At 28.8% G+C, this 16,999-nt stretch carries 14 protein-coding genes; 4 read left to right on the forward strand and 10 right to left on the reverse strand.

Features of this window, described 5'->3' with window-relative positions:
- Nucleotides 1–6: 6 nt before the first annotated feature.
- The 6 genes from ACTG45_RS15765 to serS all read right to left on the reverse strand — a co-directional run bounded on the left by ACTG45_RS15765 (nt 7) and on the right by serS (nt 8,195).
- A complete protein-coding gene (locus tag ACTG45_RS15765) occupies nt 7–1,557 on the reverse strand; it encodes an AbgT family transporter (RefSeq protein ID WP_479919355.1) in 1,551 nt (516 codons plus the stop codon).
- A gap of 49 nt (nt 1,558–1,606) precedes the next feature.
- Entirely contained in the window at nt 1,607–2,791 is a 1,185-nt protein-coding gene (locus ACTG45_RS15770) for a M20 family metallopeptidase (protein WP_479919356.1), read from the reverse strand.
- Nucleotides 2,792–3,039: 248 nt separating this feature from the next.
- Nucleotides 3,040–4,128 carry a YkvI family membrane protein gene (locus ACTG45_RS15775; RefSeq protein WP_021385774.1) on the reverse strand — a complete coding sequence of 363 codons (1,089 nt, stop codon included), beginning with the start codon at nt 4,126–4,128 and terminating at the stop codon, nt 3,040–3,042.
- A gap of 283 nt (nt 4,129–4,411) precedes the next feature.
- On the reverse strand, nt 4,412–5,110 hold the full coding sequence (locus ACTG45_RS15780; protein ID WP_479919357.1) for a response regulator transcription factor: 699 nt from the start codon (nt 5,108–5,110) through the stop codon (nt 4,412–4,414).
- 113 nt (nt 5,111–5,223) lie between these two features.
- Nucleotides 5,224–6,729, reverse strand: a complete 1,506-nt coding sequence (locus tag ACTG45_RS15785; protein ID WP_479917394.1) for a histidine kinase — start codon at nt 6,727–6,729, stop codon at nt 5,224–5,226.
- A gap of 194 nt (nt 6,730–6,923) precedes the next feature.
- A complete protein-coding gene (gene serS, locus ACTG45_RS15790) occupies nt 6,924–8,195 on the reverse strand; it encodes a serine--tRNA ligase (protein ID WP_479919358.1) in 1,272 nt (423 codons plus the stop codon).
- A gap of 367 nt (nt 8,196–8,562) precedes the next feature.
- On the opposite strand from serS, the gene ACTG45_RS15795 reads away from it, so the two are divergent.
- The gene (locus ACTG45_RS15795; protein ID WP_479917396.1) at nt 8,563–9,105 is read left to right on the forward strand and encodes a helix-turn-helix domain-containing protein; all 543 of its coding nucleotides are present in this window, start codon (nt 8,563–8,565) and stop codon (nt 9,103–9,105) included.
- Nucleotides 9,106–9,306: 201 nt separating this feature from the next.
- On the opposite strand, the gene ACTG45_RS15800 is transcribed toward ACTG45_RS15795, so the two are convergent.
- Complete coding sequence (locus ACTG45_RS15800) at nt 9,307–10,911, reverse strand: amidohydrolase (RefSeq protein WP_479919359.1); 1,605 nt, start codon at nt 10,909–10,911, stop codon at nt 9,307–9,309.
- Between the two features lie 383 nt (nt 10,912–11,294).
- Between ACTG45_RS15800 and ACTG45_RS15805 the strand changes: the two genes are divergently transcribed.
- Nucleotides 11,295–12,221 (forward strand): carbon-nitrogen hydrolase family protein, encoded by a 927-nt coding sequence (locus tag ACTG45_RS15805; RefSeq protein WP_479919360.1) that lies wholly within the window; start codon nt 11,295–11,297, stop codon nt 12,219–12,221.
- Between the two features lie 125 nt (nt 12,222–12,346).
- Here the strand turns inward: ACTG45_RS15805 and ACTG45_RS15810 are convergent, their stop codons facing one another.
- Nucleotides 12,347–13,345 carry a YhdH/YhfP family quinone oxidoreductase gene (locus tag ACTG45_RS15810; protein ID WP_479919361.1) on the reverse strand — a complete coding sequence of 333 codons (999 nt, stop codon included), beginning with the start codon at nt 13,343–13,345 and terminating at the stop codon, nt 12,347–12,349.
- Nucleotides 13,346–13,448: 103 nt separating this feature from the next.
- On the opposite strand from ACTG45_RS15810, the gene ACTG45_RS15815 reads away from it, so the two are divergent.
- Together ACTG45_RS15815 and rbr are read left to right on the forward strand one after the other, a co-directional pair.
- On the forward strand, nt 13,449–13,886 hold the full coding sequence (locus ACTG45_RS15815; RefSeq protein WP_021385780.1) for a MarR family winged helix-turn-helix transcriptional regulator: 438 nt from the start codon (nt 13,449–13,451) through the stop codon (nt 13,884–13,886).
- An 85-nt stretch (nt 13,887–13,971) separates the two neighbouring features.
- The gene (gene rbr, locus ACTG45_RS15820; RefSeq protein ID WP_021385797.1) at nt 13,972–14,559 is read left to right on the forward strand and encodes a rubrerythrin; all 588 of its coding nucleotides are present in this window, start codon (nt 13,972–13,974) and stop codon (nt 14,557–14,559) included.
- A 371-nt stretch (nt 14,560–14,930) separates the two neighbouring features.
- On the opposite strand, the gene tnpB is transcribed toward rbr, so the two are convergent.
- Nucleotides 14,931–16,040, reverse strand: a complete 1,110-nt coding sequence (gene tnpB, locus ACTG45_RS15825) for an IS200/IS605 family element RNA-guided endonuclease TnpB (protein ID WP_479917400.1) — start codon at nt 16,038–16,040, stop codon at nt 14,931–14,933.
- 1 nt (nt 16,041) lies between these two features.
- A complete protein-coding gene (gene tnpA / locus ACTG45_RS15830) occupies nt 16,042–16,449 on the reverse strand; it encodes an IS200/IS605 family transposase (protein ID WP_479917401.1) in 408 nt (135 codons plus the stop codon).
- Between the last annotated feature and the right edge of the window lie 550 nt (nt 16,450–16,999).

Below are 16,999 nucleotides of genomic sequence, written 5' to 3' on the forward strand. Positions count from 1 at the left end.
AAAAACCTATAAAATGTAAGATATTCCTCCACCAGGTCCTAATGGTATGCCAATACCCATGAACAGTAATAACAATATTATTTCTATTATTGTAAATACCACCGAGTATGGAATCATATTCGATATGACAGTACCTATACCTAGATTCTTATCATATTTTCTAGCAAAAGCTAATATAACTGGGAAATACGGAAAAAGTGGACTTATTGGATTTGTTGAAGCATCCCCAATACGATAAGCTATCTGAGTTAATGCTGGATTAAAATCTAGTAACATAAACATTGGAACAAATATAGGTGCTAAAATAGCCCATTTCGCAGAAGCACTTCCTACAAATAAATTGATAAATCCAGATAGAAATATAAATCCTATTATCAATCCATAACTAGGTATCCCGGATTCTGCCAAGACTTTTGCTCCTGTTATTGATAAAATTGTTCCCAAGTTACTAAGATTAAATAAATTAATAAATTGAGATGCTATAAATGCTAAAACTATATATCCACCCATATCACTCATACTACTACCCATCATAGATACTAAGTCTTTGTCATTCTTTATCTTCTTACTTACTTTTCCATACACTAATCCTGGAGTTAAAAATATAATAGTGATTATAGGAACTATACCTTTCATTAAAGGTGCATTACTAGATAGTATGGAACCAGTTTCTGAATCTTTCATAAATGCATTGTCACCTATACATAAAGCAACTATTACTACCACAACAACTAACAATGATAATAAAGCGTATTTTATACCTTTATTTTCAAGTTCACTCAATTCCTGCATATCCTTATCATTCTCTGAATCACTGTATTTTGAAAAACGAGGAGCTATAAATTTTTCAGTTACAAATGCTCCTGCAAAAGTTAAAACTATTGCTGATATAAAAGCAAAATAAAGGTTCATTGCTGGATTACCTTGATAAGATGGGTCCATCATTTGAGCTGCTGGTATTGTAAATCCAGCTAATAATACATCTGTCGTACTAAGCATGACATTTGCTGCAAATCCTCCTGCAACACCTGCAAAGGCTGCAAACATACCTACAAGAGGATGTCTTCCAATGCCTAAAAAAACAAGTGCTGCAAGTGGTGGTAATATTATAAATCCTACATCTGCTGCTGTATGTGATAACATACCTGCAAATACAATTGCTACAGTTACAAGTTTTTGTGGAACTTTACTTATCCCTTTTTTCATTAATACTTCCATAAATCCAGATTTCTCAGCAACACCTGCTCCAAGCATCGTAACTAATACTAATCCTAATGGAGCAAATGACTGGAAGTTTGTAACTATACTACCTAAATAGGATTGAATCTGCTCTTTCTCTAGTAGATTTACTACTTTTACAACCTCTTTTGTAGAAGGGTGTATTTCTTCTACTCCTAAACTGGATATAACTGCTGACAATATTAAGACAATTATACATAGTAGTAAAAATATGGTTACTGGGTCTGGAAGTTTATTACCTGCTCTCTCTACAACATTTAATGCTCTCATTAACAATCCACTATCTTTGTTTTTTTCCTGTGAATTAATTTTTCTCAAACTAATCCCCCCCATAAACTTTATCTCCAGAAACACTCTATGTTAAATTTTACTTTTTAAATTTATCCATATAATTTATAACAGATTGACATAGTACGTTTGTACCTACTAAAATAGAATTTTTATCAGCTTTAAATTTAGGATTATGCCACTGATACGTACAACCTTGTTCTTTGTTGCCTACACCTAACCAGTAAAAAAATCCTGGTGCTTTTTCCATAAATATAGAAAAATCTTCTCCTCCTGTGGAAGGTATTGGATCAACTACAGCATCTTCTGAATACAAGTCACATACAGATTTACAAGCTATTGTGTACATTTCTTTACTGTTTATAACAGCTGGTAAATCAAATAAATAATCTAGTTTTGCAGTTGCTTGATATCCACGTGCTATTTCACAAACTATATTTTCCAAATTTTCAGATATTTTCTTTCGTACCTCATTACTAAAGCTTCTACATGTACCTGTCATATCTACTTTTTCTGAAATTACATTATTTGCAGTTCCTCCATTTATAGTGCCTATTGATATAACAGCTGATTCTAATGGACTTATATTTCTACTTACTATTGTTTGAATACCCATTATAATTGCACTTGATGCTACTATAGGGTCTATTGTTCTATTTGGTATACCTCCATGCCCTCCAAAACCATTTACTTCTATCTTAATAGTATCTACTGCTGCCATTAATCCACCCAACTTAACACCTACTTTTCCACAAGGTATATCTGGATGATTGTGAAGACCAAATATAGCATCAACTTTTGGATTTTCCATTACTCCTCGTTCAACTAGCATCTTTGCTCCTTTATTAACTTCTTCTGCTGGTTGAAATATAAACTTTACATTTCCATGAAGGTTATCTCTTATATGGGATAGTACATATGCACATCCTACAAGACAAGATGTATGTATATCATGTCCACATGCATGCATTATACCATCATATTGTGATTTGTACTCAATATCAACCTCTTCATGGATTGGTAAAGCATCAATATCTCCTCTTAATGCTACTGTAGGACCATCGTACTTTCCTTTCAATAACCCTACAACTCCTGTTTCCATTCCCATATCTAATATCTCTATACCTAAACTTACTAATAAATCTTTTATAGCTTTTGTAGTCCTAAATTCTTTAAAACTTAGTTCTGGGTGCATATGAATATCTGTAAAAAACTCTAAAATATCTTCTTTGTACTTTTCTGATATCAAAATAAGTTCATGCATACTAACACCTCTCCAAAATTTTTATTTTTGATTTTTCTACTATGTTAACTACAAATTATATATAAGTCATTAATATTAATAAAGATATTTTTTATAAATTCAATTTAATTTCGTTTATATTTATATTTTACTACATCGTTTTAATTAAATATATTATCATATCTTGCAATTTATTTAACTATTTTGACTTTTTAAAATCTATATTATATAAAAAACTTCCCTTAACTATAATCTATTGATAAGTAACCCTATTCCTGACTTTGTGTTGATTTTTCTCTACATGTAATAGCTTTATATACCATACAGACTAAAATTAAAAGTCCCATATAACCTGTATATGGATATAGAATGTTTACTAGTTTACCAAATGGTAAAAATCCACCTATACAAGCCAAAACAGCTATTACTGTTGTTACAAGTTTAAATTTAGGGTGTTCATCTTCAACAATCCTATTAGTTACAGACCATAAAAGTGGAACAGCAGTCGTATAAATACCTAATATAAGTGCAACTGAGAAAAGTACACCTACAATAGGAGCTATATTATCTGCTAAATAAAGTGATGGTATTTCTTTCATATATAAGTTTCCTATATCTGAAATCATAGCCAAATACATAACTATTCCAGCAGTCATAAATACTACTCCACCTAATAGACCTCCCCAGAAAGCATCCTTTTTACTTTCAATAGAAGCTCCCATTCCTGTTAAAAAAACAATCATTACAATAATATTTAATGTATTATAAATTACTCCTGAAACTATTGGACTTCCTGATGCTTTTGTAACTTCAATATTCTTCATAGCTTCTCCAACCATAGATAATCCATCTAAATGTTTAAATAAACTTATTAGCCCAACAGCAATCGTAAATACTGCTATTACTGGTCCAATACGACCAAGTATACTTACTAATTTTTCTAAACCCATAGACACTGTGATTAACGTAGCAACAGCCATCAAAACTCTTCCCAAATAAGGATTTATACCATAGTATTCAGTTAAAGTTGAGCCTGCACCCGAAATCATTACTATAAGAATTCCAAATAAAAATATTGGGCTAAACCATTCATAGAATTTACCTAAAATCTTTCCACAATAAAAAGTATAAATTCTCGTTGGTTCTTTAAGTTTTAATTCTCTACCTCTAGTTATAACTTCAGCTCCAAGAAATGAAAATAACACCATTGATATTAATGCTCCAACTAGCCCCATATACCCTTGAGAGGCGAAAAATTGGAGTATTTCTTGACCTGTAGCAAATCCAGAACCAATTGCTGTTGCTAAATAAGCCCCTGCAATACAGATAATATTTTTCACATTTACTTTGTCTGACATATTAAATTACCTCCATTATAAAGTTACCTTCTTCAACAAATATAAATCCTCAGCAAATTAAATGAAAATTCTGTCTTTTTAGAATAGTATTTGATTTGCTTTTTTTATTTTGTATATCTTTTTATTTTTATTTATATATATTTTTTTATATAAATAGGTACAGCTTTTATAAGGTTTAATGTTATTAAATATGTTTAAAGCGCTTTAATTTTTACTATAATTAAAGTATACTTATTCAGGCACACTCAAACAATTATCTATATTGACTTTTTATTTATCAATTTCAATTTTTAGTATTTAATTTATAGACTTTAGGAGTCATTCCTTTTTCTATCTTGAAATTTTTGTAGAAATTATTTAGACTATTATAACCAACCATTTCTGCAATCTCATTTATACTTTTCGTAGTATTTTCAAGTAACTCAATAGATTTTTCTATTCTTATATGATTTAGATATGATATAAAAGTTGTATTCAAATTACTTTTAAAAATCCTAGATATATTAGATGGATTAGTTAAAAATAATTTAGCACAATCATTTAGCTTTAAGTCCTTATTATAATTTAAGTTTACATACTCTAGTATCTCATTTAATAAATTATTATTAGTATATTGATAACCGATAATATTTTCTACAGACTTATTAAACTCGTTCATGTCTAATGGTTTAAGGAGTATATCTTTCACATTTAATCTCAAGGCTTTTTGTGCATATTCAAAATAGTCAAAAGCAGTTATTACGACAAAGTTTATTTTTTTGGCTAGGTGAGATGTTTTTTCTATTACCTCTAACCCATTATATATTGGCATCTGAATATCTATAAACACTATGTCTGGCTCTAAATCAATTATTTTAGCTACTGCTTCATCACCAGATGTTGCTTTACCAACAATCCTTATTGGCATATCTTTCATTTCTATAAAGTGTGTTATTATTTTTAGAACAGCTTCTTCATCATCTATTATTAGTGCTCTTCTCATGAGAATTCCTCCCTTTTAGCTTAATAATATAAAAAAGTAAGATATATAAAACAACATAAAAACATCTAATATATTTCTTAACATTTATAAAACTTATTAATTTTTCATAAGCTCTATACATGTTCCTTACAATTTTCAATAGGAATTTTAATCATTATGTAAGTACCCTCTTTATCACTTGACTTTATATTCATATCAAAATCATTTCCATAAGCAGATGTAAATTTTGTATATATTAAAGACAATCCATGACCATTATTACTACGAATACCTGCCCTTATTTTGTCTATACTGTTCTCCTCTAAAATAGTTCCATTATTATGAATTTCTATAATAGCATACTCAGAATCAACTCTTGCAATTATCTCAACTCGTTTTTCTGTATCAATATCTCTAAATCCATGTGTAAAAGCATTTTCTACAATAGGTTGAATAAAGTTAAACGGTACAGAAAGACTATAGAGCTTCTCAGGAATAAGATACTTTACTTTAAGCGCATCTCCATAACGCAATTTCTGTAAGTTTAAATAATTTTTAATATATAGTATTTCCGATTCTAATTCTACAAAGCGTAAATCAGACCTCATTGTATATCTAAACATTTTAGATAAATCTATTATTGCACTATACAAATCATAACTACCATCATCAAGTGCTATACTTGCCATTGAATTTAGAGTATTAAATAAAAAGTGATGGTTTATTCTTAAGTTGGTAACCATATCTTGAGCTACCTTTAAATTCATTTCAAGTTGCTCGCCATAATGATATGTTCTTGCAATAGTATTCTCTTTTTCTTGTAAATCTTTTCTTATGTCATTGAATGAACAAAAATTTATTATATTTTTAGATATTTGTTTTAAGAGACGTTTTATACTTCTAGCAGCACCTTCTGGTATATCATATAAATTACTATGTGTTGTATCTAAATTTAAATCAGATAATAATACATATCCTCCTCTTATCACTCCTATACTATTGTTTTTGTATAATATTGGAATATTATATATTGTTATCCCATACTTACATACAAACTGGTTGCTACTTTTTTGATTCATACAATCACAGTTTTGAGGAAATTTCATAGGGTTACATTTTTCAAAACAAAATAGAGGAAAATAAGGATTTTTTAAAACTATATTCCATGAATCATCATATATAATCAATGGAATTTTGAATGGGTCTATAAATTGACCACGAATTGATTCTATTGCTGCATACAAATTTAAAGTACTTTCGCTATAATTTATTAAAGTTTTCTTCAAATAATTATTAGGATTAACATCTATAACCTCACTCTCTCCTACATCATTTACATTATTTGAAACAATAAGTTCTTTTATTGGTCTATCACCTGTATTTATAGTTTCATGTGTACTGCCAGATTCTATATAAAAAATCATACCTTGGTAAAATGGCTTCCATACTCCATTTATGATATACAGACCTTCTCCTTCTAAAATATATATCATTTGCTCTTGACCATAATGAACATGATTAAAATGTTTTTTACCTTGCATAGTTACTGCAATATATATATTCATAGCTTGTTTTGGATTGTTTTCATCATAAGTGTGTTTCCATTCAATATATCCCCACTCTGTCTTTTGAATTTTCATAAAAAATTCCTTTCTACTTGTAAATTATTTATGTTTATTTTTTAATAAATTTAGTAAATAAAAAAGTATACATACTCTTTCATATGATAGCTTACTATATCAATATTCATTAGTTTGTACACTTTTTTATATTCATTATTATTTTTTAATTGCTTCTAGCTTATTGTATTATTTAAAAATACATAATTTAACTCTTATTTAATAACAGAAACTCCCATATATGGTCTCAAAACTTCTGGAACAACTACAGAACCATCTTCCTGTTGATAATTTTCCAATATAGCTGCAACACTTCTTCCAATAGCTAATCCAGAGCCATTTAATGTATGTGCATATTCAGCTTTAGAATCTTTATCTCTTTTAAATCTTATTCCTGCTCTTCTAGCTTGGAAATCTTCACAGTTTGAACAAGATGAAATCTCAACATATCTATTATAACTTGGCATCCAAACTTCTACATCATATTTAAAAGAAGCTGTGAATCCTAAATCACCTGTACATATCTTCACTACTCTATATGGTAATTTTAATAATTGTAGCATAGTCTCAGCATTGTTAGTAAGCTTTTCTAACTCATTGTAAGATTCTTCTGGTGCTACTATTTTAACCATTTCTACTTTGTTAAATTGATGTTGTCTTACCAATCCTCTTGTATCTCTTCCAGCAGAACCAGCTTCTGACCTAAAGCATGGAGTATATGCTGTATAATTTATTGGTAATTGTTCAAATTTAAGTATTTCATTAGCATGTATATTGGTCAAAGGAACTTCTGATGTTGGAATTAGAAAATAGTCCAGTCCTTCTATTTTAAACATATCTTCTTCAAACTTAGGAAGTTGCCCTGTACCTAAAAAACTATTTCTATTTGCCATAAATGGTGGAATAACCTCTGTATATCCGTTTACTGTTGTATTTGTGTCTAAGTAAAAATTTAATAATGCCCTTTCTAACCTAGCTCCTAATCCTCTATAAAGAGTAAATCTTGAACCAGTTATTTTGCTAGCTGTTTCAAAGTCAAGTATACCTAGTCCTGCTCCAATTTCCCAATGAGCCTTAGATTCAAAATCAAAATTAGTAGTCTCTCCCCAAGTCCTTACCTCAACATTATCTTCATCAGTTTCACCTTGTGGAACTTCTGGATGTGGTACATTTGGTATTCTCATTAACAGATATTCCATCTTATCTTCTACTTGTTTAAGGTTTTGGTCTATAATTTTAATCTTGTCAGATAACTCTTTTAATTTGACCTTTTCATTTTCTACATCTTTACCTTCTTTTATAAGATTTGGTATATTTTTAGATGCTATATTTAATTCATTTTTCATGACTTCAACTTCTTGAAGAATTTTTCTTCTTTCATCATCTAACTTAACTACTTCATCAAGACTAAAGGCTTTTTCACCCCTTCTTTCCATAGCTTTTTTTATACCATCTAGATTTTCTCTTATTCTTTTTATATCAAGCATTTTTTCCTCCTCAGTACTTAAGATTGGATGTTATCTCTTAATCTCAAATAATTTTGATAATATGTTTTCTGTCTGAGGTTAAGAAATCTTTTTTGTTTTATCCGAACCTATTTATTTTTATTTAATTTATTTATATTTTACTAACTTTTTTATATGTTGTCAAATTATATTTAATTAAATTAATACAATTTAATTTTTAATTGTTGTTTTTATAATTAACTTCATTATAATTATATCGATTTTGCTAATCAATTATCTATTTTGACTTTTTATTTACCAATCTTATATAATTATTAACTTTCATATAAATTTTTTTACCTTATGATATAATTCTTTATAAATAATTTATTTGAATAGGAGGATTTAGATGAGCGATTCAAATATAGGTAAGAAATTGACTTTATGTAGAAAAAAACAGAATCTCAGTATAAAAGACTTATCTAAACTAATTAAAGTTACACCTTCATTAATAAGCCAAATAGAAAAAGGAAGTGTAAATCCATCCATAAGTTTTTTAAAATCAATTTCAAATGCTTTAAATGTACCATTAGTCAATTTTTTTATTCCTTCTATAGATAATTTAGAACTAATTGTGAGAAATAATCAAAGAAGGATATTAATTCTGCCAGACTCAAAAGATATTTTATATGAAATGTTATCAAGTAATCCATTTAATGAATTTGAGTTTGCCATTATGAACTTAGCTCCTAAGTCTTATTGTAAAGAAAAAAATGGGCATGACGGAGATGAAGTTGCATATGTTCTCAAAGGAAGTGTCCAACTTAGCTTAGAAGACGATATATTTCAACTAAATGAAGGTGATAGTGTAAAAATTCCATTTGGCATGAGACATAAATGGGGAAATCCTAATGAAATTGAAAGTAAAGTAATATACATAATTGTTTCATAAACTATTATCTACTTAATTATCTGACATACTACATAGATAACTCAATAAATTGATATTTATTTAAGAAGGTAGAATTAACAAAATTATACTGGTAAATCTTCAATATAATAAATTGTTGATTTAGCTATAATATCATTTAATTCTACCTAATTTGTTATTTAAGTCTATTTTTATATAGTAACAAACTCATGTAACTTACATCTATTTTAAAGAATATAATACTTCTCCTTCTCTTATAGTCTTTAGTACTTTAATATCTTTTATTTTCATAGGGTCAATTGTAAGTGGATTTTCATCTAGTATTATTAAATTAGCTAATTTACCTTCTTTAATCGAGCCTTTTTTGTCTTCTTCAAAATATTGATATGCTGCATTTATAGTAACACCCTTTAAAGCATCTAATGGGCTTATCTTTTCATTTTCTCCTATTTGCACATCTTTTTTCGTAATTCTATTAACAGCACACCATACTGTTTCAAGCATATTAGGAGCTATTACTGGTGTATCCTGATGTAAAGTGTAAGTTAGACCTTTTTCTATAGTTGTTTTAAGTGGACTAATTTTAAATGCTCTATCTTCTCCAAGGTTTTTGATATGAATATCTCCCCAATAGTATGTGTGAGCTACAAAGTATGAAGGTATCATATTTATTTTCTTCATATCATCAATTTGGTCTTCTCTCACTGTTTGAGCATGTATCATAACTGGTCTTGCATCATTTTTACTATTTTCTTCTTTTAAGTTTAAAACTTTTTCAAATGAATCTATCAACTGGTCTGCTGCCGCATCTCCATTACAATGAGTTAGAAGTTGCATTTTTTCTTTTAATGAAGTATTTATAAATTTCTCTACTTCTTCATTTTTATATATAGGATATCCACAATAATCATCATCTGAATTTTCGTATGGTCTAGTTAACCATGCTGTCTTACCTTGTGGAGAGCCATCCAAAAATATTTTATATCCTCCTATTTTAAATCTATTTGTATATTTCTTTATAAAATCTCTATTTCCATCTGCTACAGATTTACTTTTTTTCAAATCCACATATCCTACAATATCCATCTTTAATTTCTTTTGACTTGCCATTGTTTTTAGAAGGTTAAACTGATTCTCTGCCATTAGACCTTCTTGAGCTGTTGTAATACCATAGCTTAGATATATGTCCTGTGCTTTATCAATTGATTTAAAAATCTCATCTGCTGATGGTTGCTTTATTTTAGACGATACATTAAAAAATGCATTCTCCTCTAAGTATCCATTTGGTTCTTGACTTCCTTCTACTCTACCAATATGCCCACCTTCTGGGTCCTGTGTTTCATGAGTAACACCAAGTTGCTTTAATCCTAGTGTGTTTGCAACACCCATGTGACCAGAAGCATGTGAAATTAGTATTGGATTCTCTAAAGATGCACTATCAAGTACATCTTTATCTGGATGTCTATTTTCTTCTAAGAAATTATTATCATATGAAAATCCAATTATCCATTCGCCTTTTTTTATATTATTTTTATCTTTGAAATCCTGTATTTTTTTTACTATATCTTTAAAACTAGTTGCATCTTCTAAAGGAATTAACTTTAGTGTAGTAGCAAAAGCTATCAAGTGGCTATGTGAATCAATAAAAGAAGGCATCAATGTCTTCCCTTTTAAATCTATAACTTCTGTATGTTTATTTTTTAAAGCAAAGACTTCTTCTTTTGTTCCTATCTTTTTTATTATCTTATCTTTTATAAGAATAGCATCTCCACATATTGAATCTTCCATTGTAATGATATTTCCATTGTAATAAATTTTTTCTTTCATAAAATTCTCCTTAAGCTGTCTATTTTTATAAATTTTCTTCACTGTTTTCTTTTTAATTATATTACATTACATTAAATTTGTTTCTTTAGACTTTATTCATGTAAAAGTTTTGTTTTTAATTATTGTTCGCCAAGAAATAAATACTATTCATTATAAATAAGACAATTTAATAGTCTTCATATTGCTAAAAAGCTCTTATAAAATAGTGAGATTAAATATTTGAACTTACTTGTTTTTGCATAATTGTAATTTTTTAAATCATGATGTATCATTTTAAGTATACAGTTACATCATTATTCACAATATAAACACTTTACTTATCAAATATCATTTGATGTAGTCTGTTCAAAGCAACAAATTTAAATATTTTTAGGAGGTTTTTTATGAGCAAAGAAAATAAAAATGTAAGAATTGCTGTTGTTCAGGCATCACCAGTCATAATGGACTTAGAAAAAACAGTTGAAAAAGCATTAGAATTAATTAAAGAAGCTGGTAAAAAAGGAGCAAATATTGTAGTTTTCCCAGAAGCATTCATACCTGCATATCCAAGAGGTCTTTCATTTGGATTTGTTGTTGGAAGTAGAACAATGGAAGGTAGAGAAGATTGGAAAAGATACTATGATAATTCTGTGCCAGTTCCTAGTGCTACAACAGATTTATTAGGAAAAGCAGCTCAAGAAGCAGGTGTATACTTATCAATGGGTATAACAGAAAGAGATGGTAATGATATAAACTGTACTCTTTATTGCACAAACTTATTTTTCTCTCCAGAAGGTAAACTTATTGGTAAACACAGAAAACTTAAACCTACAGGAACAGAAAGATGTATTTGGGGCGAAGGAGATGGAAGTACTCTTACAGTAGTTGATACTCCATATGGAAAAATGGGGGGCTTGATTTGTTGGGAAAACTATATGCCATTAGCTAGAACAGCTCTTTATGCTAAAGGAGTAAAACTTTATATAGCTCCTACTGCAGATTCAAGAGAAGAATGGCAATCAACTATGAAGCATATTGCTTTAGAAGGAAGATGTTTCGTTATCGGATGTAATCAATACGTTGAAAAAAATATGTATCCAACTGACCTTAATTACTATAAAGAATTAGATGTCGAACCAGAAATTATGTGTCCAGGAGGAAGCTGTATAGTTGACCCTTTTGGAAAATATGTAGCTGGACCTATTTTCAATAAAGAAGAAATGTTAATAGCTGATTTAGACTTAGAACAGATAGTTCTTAGTAGACTAGATTTTGACTCAGAAGGTCATTATTCAAGACCTGATGTCTTTGAATTAATTGTTCATGAATAATCCTTTACATAAAAATCAAAATGAGATACTCTTAAATAAATTTAAGGTATCTCATCTTTTCTTAATATTCTAAAATTATATTTGCTTAATATCTAAAATTATATTTATAAATTTAATTTAACTACCTACTTTTTTTCTAAATCAACTACTGTTCTTCCTACATGCTTTCCTGCAATTATTGAATCTATACTATTATTTAATTCCTCTAGCGATACTACATTTACCATATCATCTAAATCATGTAATTTCCATTCATTAGATAATAAATCCCATATCTTTAATCTTACATTCATTGGGCATTCTACAGAGTCTATACCATATAAAGTAACTCCCTTTAAGATAAATGGATACACTGAACTTGTAAACTCAATTCCACCTGCATTACCACAAGTTGTCACTGCTCCACAATAATTAGTTGTCTTTATTGCTGTTGATAAAGTATTTCCTCCTACTGTATCTATCACTCCAGCCCATCTTGGTCTAAGTAGAGGTCTACCTGAATTATCGTCTACTTCTGACCTATGTATAACATCTTTAACTCCTAAATCTAACAGTACTTCTTTCTGTTCTTCTAATTTTCCTGTTGATACTACAACTGAATAACCTAATTTAATCAATATTTTGGCTGCAATTACTGCAACTCCTCCTGTACCACCAGTAACTAATACATCTCCCATATCCTTATCTACAGAGTTTATAAATTTGTATACAGATAAAGCTGCTGTAAATCCTGCTGTACCATAATCCATTGCTTCTTTCAATGAAAGATTTTTTGGAAGTCTCACTACCCATCTAGAAGGAACTCTTATATATTCTGAAAATCCACCAGAAGTATTCATCCCCAAATCATAACCTGTTACTAAAACTTCATCTCCAACTTTAAAATCATCACAACTACTAGATTCTACTATACCAGATGCGTCAATTCCTGGTGTATGAGGATATTTTCTAGTAACACCCTTATTTCCATTTGCAGAAAGTGCATCTTTATAATTTAGAGAAGAATATTTTACTTTTATTAAAACTTCTCCTTCTGGCAATGAGTCTATTTCTCTTTCAACTATATTTCTCTTAAAACTGCCTTCTTCTTCTGTAATATATAATGATTTAAATTTTTTATTCATAAATTTCCTCCCAATATAATTAGTTTTATGTTAAACTAATTATAGTTTATAAATAGTTTTATGTCAAACTAATTTAAATAGATTAAGGATTGGAGATTAATTTATGGAAGATAAATATATTATACATTTCATAAGTAAAACAAAAGCTAATATGGTTAAGTTTATTGAAAGTAGACTTAGTCAAAATGGTTTATATGAATTGATACCTACTCATGGAAATATTTTAACTGCACTTTATGAAAACAATGGAATACTTACAATGAAAGAAATTGCAACTAAAATAGGAAAGGATAAGTCTACTGTTACAGTATTGGTTAATAAACTCATAAATCTAGGATATATAGAAAGACAAAAATGTACTAGTGATAAGCGTATTACATATATAAAACTTACAGAAAAAGCATTACTTATAGAAGATACTTTTAATAGTATCTCAACACAAGTTAAAGAGACAGCATACCATAATATTACAGAAAATGAAAAACAAGAATTTCTTAGAATTTTAAAAAAAATCAATGATAATTTTAAAAATGCTGACTAAATTGAGCATAATTATATCTCCTATTGGAATAATAAATAAAAAGAATCAAATATTGTAAAAATTTATTGTGATAGAGAGGTAGAATATGAATTTAAAAGATAGTAAAACTAAAGAAAATTTATTAAGAGCTTTTGCAGGTGAGAGTCAAGCTAGAAATAGATATAATATTTCTGCATCTGTAGCAAAAAAAGAAGGATTATATATAATAGAATCTTTATTTAATTATACTGCTGACCAAGAAAAAGCACATGCAAAACAGTTCTTTACTAAACTAAAAGAATTTGCTGGTGAAAATATAAATATATCAGGAGCATATCCTGTAGATTTATATGATAAAACAGCTCAACATCTTAAAGCAGCACAACATAATGAGCTTCAAGAATGGGATGATGTATATAAAAACTTTGGAAAAACAGCTCGTGAAGAAGGATTTGAAGCTATAGCTAAATTATTTGAAAATATAGCTGAAATAGAAAAGGTTCACGGTGATAGATTTGGTAAATATGCTACTGATTTAGAAGAAGGTACTTTATTTAGAAGAAATGAAGATATACAATGGATATGTACACATTGTGGGCATATCCATGTAGGTAAAGAAGCACCAAAAGCTTGTCCTGTATGTCTTCATCCACAAGGATATTTCTTAGATTTTAAAAACTCATTATTTGAATAAAACAATGTAATTATTTTATTTAAATATTCTATTATATTTATACAGGTGGCGTTTAGTAATTCCCACAAGGGAAGATAGAAACGCCGCTTTTTTATGCCCTCATGTCACACAGTAGGAGCATACAGAGCCTTATCACGTAGCTTTGCTGTCACAACGGTGGCTAGTTATTGGCTAGCAAACTTGATTCTTTTTTTCTATTTGTCTTTATATAAAAGTGAAAGGGAATTACTACAAATTAAGTAATCTGAACCTCCCATGACTAAAGTCACAGGGTTCCTGTTTCATAGAATTTCGCATACTAAAATATGTCTTACCAATTCTCCACAGGCTATCCCCGTAGTTCCTACGGTTCCTTACATACGTTATCTATTTTAAACTGTTATTAATCTTAATCCTTCTTTTAGTATATTTATACTCGCATTTATATCTCTATCGTGAGTTTCATTACAACAAGGACAAATCCATTCTCTTATACTTAAATCCTTAATTTCCTTGTTTTTGTACCCACATTTATTGCATATTTGTGAACTTGCAAAGAATTTACCTACCTTTACAATTTGTCTACCATACCAATTAGCCTTATATTCTAATTGACGAATAAATTCTGACCATGACACATCAGAAATTAAGCGAGATAGTTTACTATTTCTAGTCATATTCTTTACTTGTAAATCCTCTATGCAAATAATATCATTCTCTCGTATTAATTTAGTAGATAGTTTTTGTAGAAAATCCTTCCTTTGATTAGCTATATGTTCTTGAAGTCTTGCAACTTTTAATCTTGCTTTATTTCTATTTAAACTACCAATTGTTTTTCTCGATAATTCTCTTTGTAATTTAGCAAGTTTGTTTAATGACTTTTGAAGATACTTAGGATTTTCTATAAATTGTCCACAACTTGAGATACAAAATTCTTTAATTCCTAAATCTAAACCTATCTGACTATTAGTATTTTCAAATGCTTTAATATCTATATCAGTACAACATAATGCTACATAATATTTACCACTTGGTTCTTTGGATACTGTAGCATTAAGTATTCTCCCTTGAGGTACTTGTTTATCCCTTACTTTAACCATACCAAGTTTAGGTAATTTTATATATTGACTAAAGTACATAATGTTTCCATTTGTAAAGTTAGTTCTATATGAAAATCTATTAGTTTTCTTTGATTTAAATTTAGGAAATCCTGTATTTTCTTTAAAGAATTTTTTATATGCGTTTTCTAAATCTTTTAAGGTGTTTTGTAGTGAAAATTTATCAGGTTCTTTAAGCCACTCTAATTCTCTTTTTAAATTGGTCAAATCAGAACTGCACTGTTTATAAGTAAAAGTTTCTTTATTGTTTTCATAAACTTCTATTCTTTTAGCAAGATATTTATTATATACAAATCTACAACATCCAAATGTTTTGTTAATTAACTCTTGTTGCTTTTTATTTGGATACATTCTAAACTTATAAGCTTTTTCCACTACTACCACCTCACTTTACTTGCTTTTTCTGATTATTAATATATCTTCTTATCTGTTCTTCTGTATTTTCTGATACAGTAGCAACGAAATAACTAGGATTCCAAAGATGTCCTCCCCATAATTTCTTTTTCAACTGTTCTCCATGTTTTTTCATTAACAACCTTGCCGATACACCTTTTAATGCTTTTATCATATCTGGTATATAGTGTTGTGGTGAACAATTTATTAGTAAATGTATGTGGTCTTTATCACTATTACATTCTAATATTTGAAATTTATTATCTTTAGCTATTTTATTTAATATATTAATTAAATCTTCTTCAATTTCATTTGTTAATACTGGATGTCTATATTTTACACACCATACTATATGGTATTGTACTAAATACACATACCCTCTACCATGAGTCACTTCCATTTTTCATCACCCAACATAATATTAACATATGTAATTACTTAAAACAAGTATTCTAAAGGTTTTTATATTTATTTTTAAATAACATACGTAAGAAACGCAAATCTTAACTTTTATCATTTTTGAGGTTGTCGTTCACATAAGTTCGCTACTACCTATGCAGTTCTCTTATGAACTTCTTACACTTTCATGCAAGCACAGACTATATCTTATCCTTCGGCATTATCCGTTAAGGTCTACCCACTTCCACTACCAATAACTTGTAGTGTACTTCCCTCAAGAGGAATAGTCGTTGAAGTTTCTCCTATTCGGAGTTTACCTGCTGATTGCCCATTTTAAAGTACTTAGGGTTTAACCTTATACCATCTAACCAATTTTTTCTACTTTCGTAACTTTCACACTTAGGTTTATTTCATCCTTATGTTTTAGTTTGGTTAGCTTTAGGGGTTTCCAGCAATTCAAGTAGTATTGGATAGGTTCTATCCTATCTCTACATATAAGTTTCCCTATATGCTGACTATTTTAGCTACTAAATCATGACTAAAGTCACGAG

The organism is Clostridioides sp. LIBA-7602 (assembly GCF_056688945.1).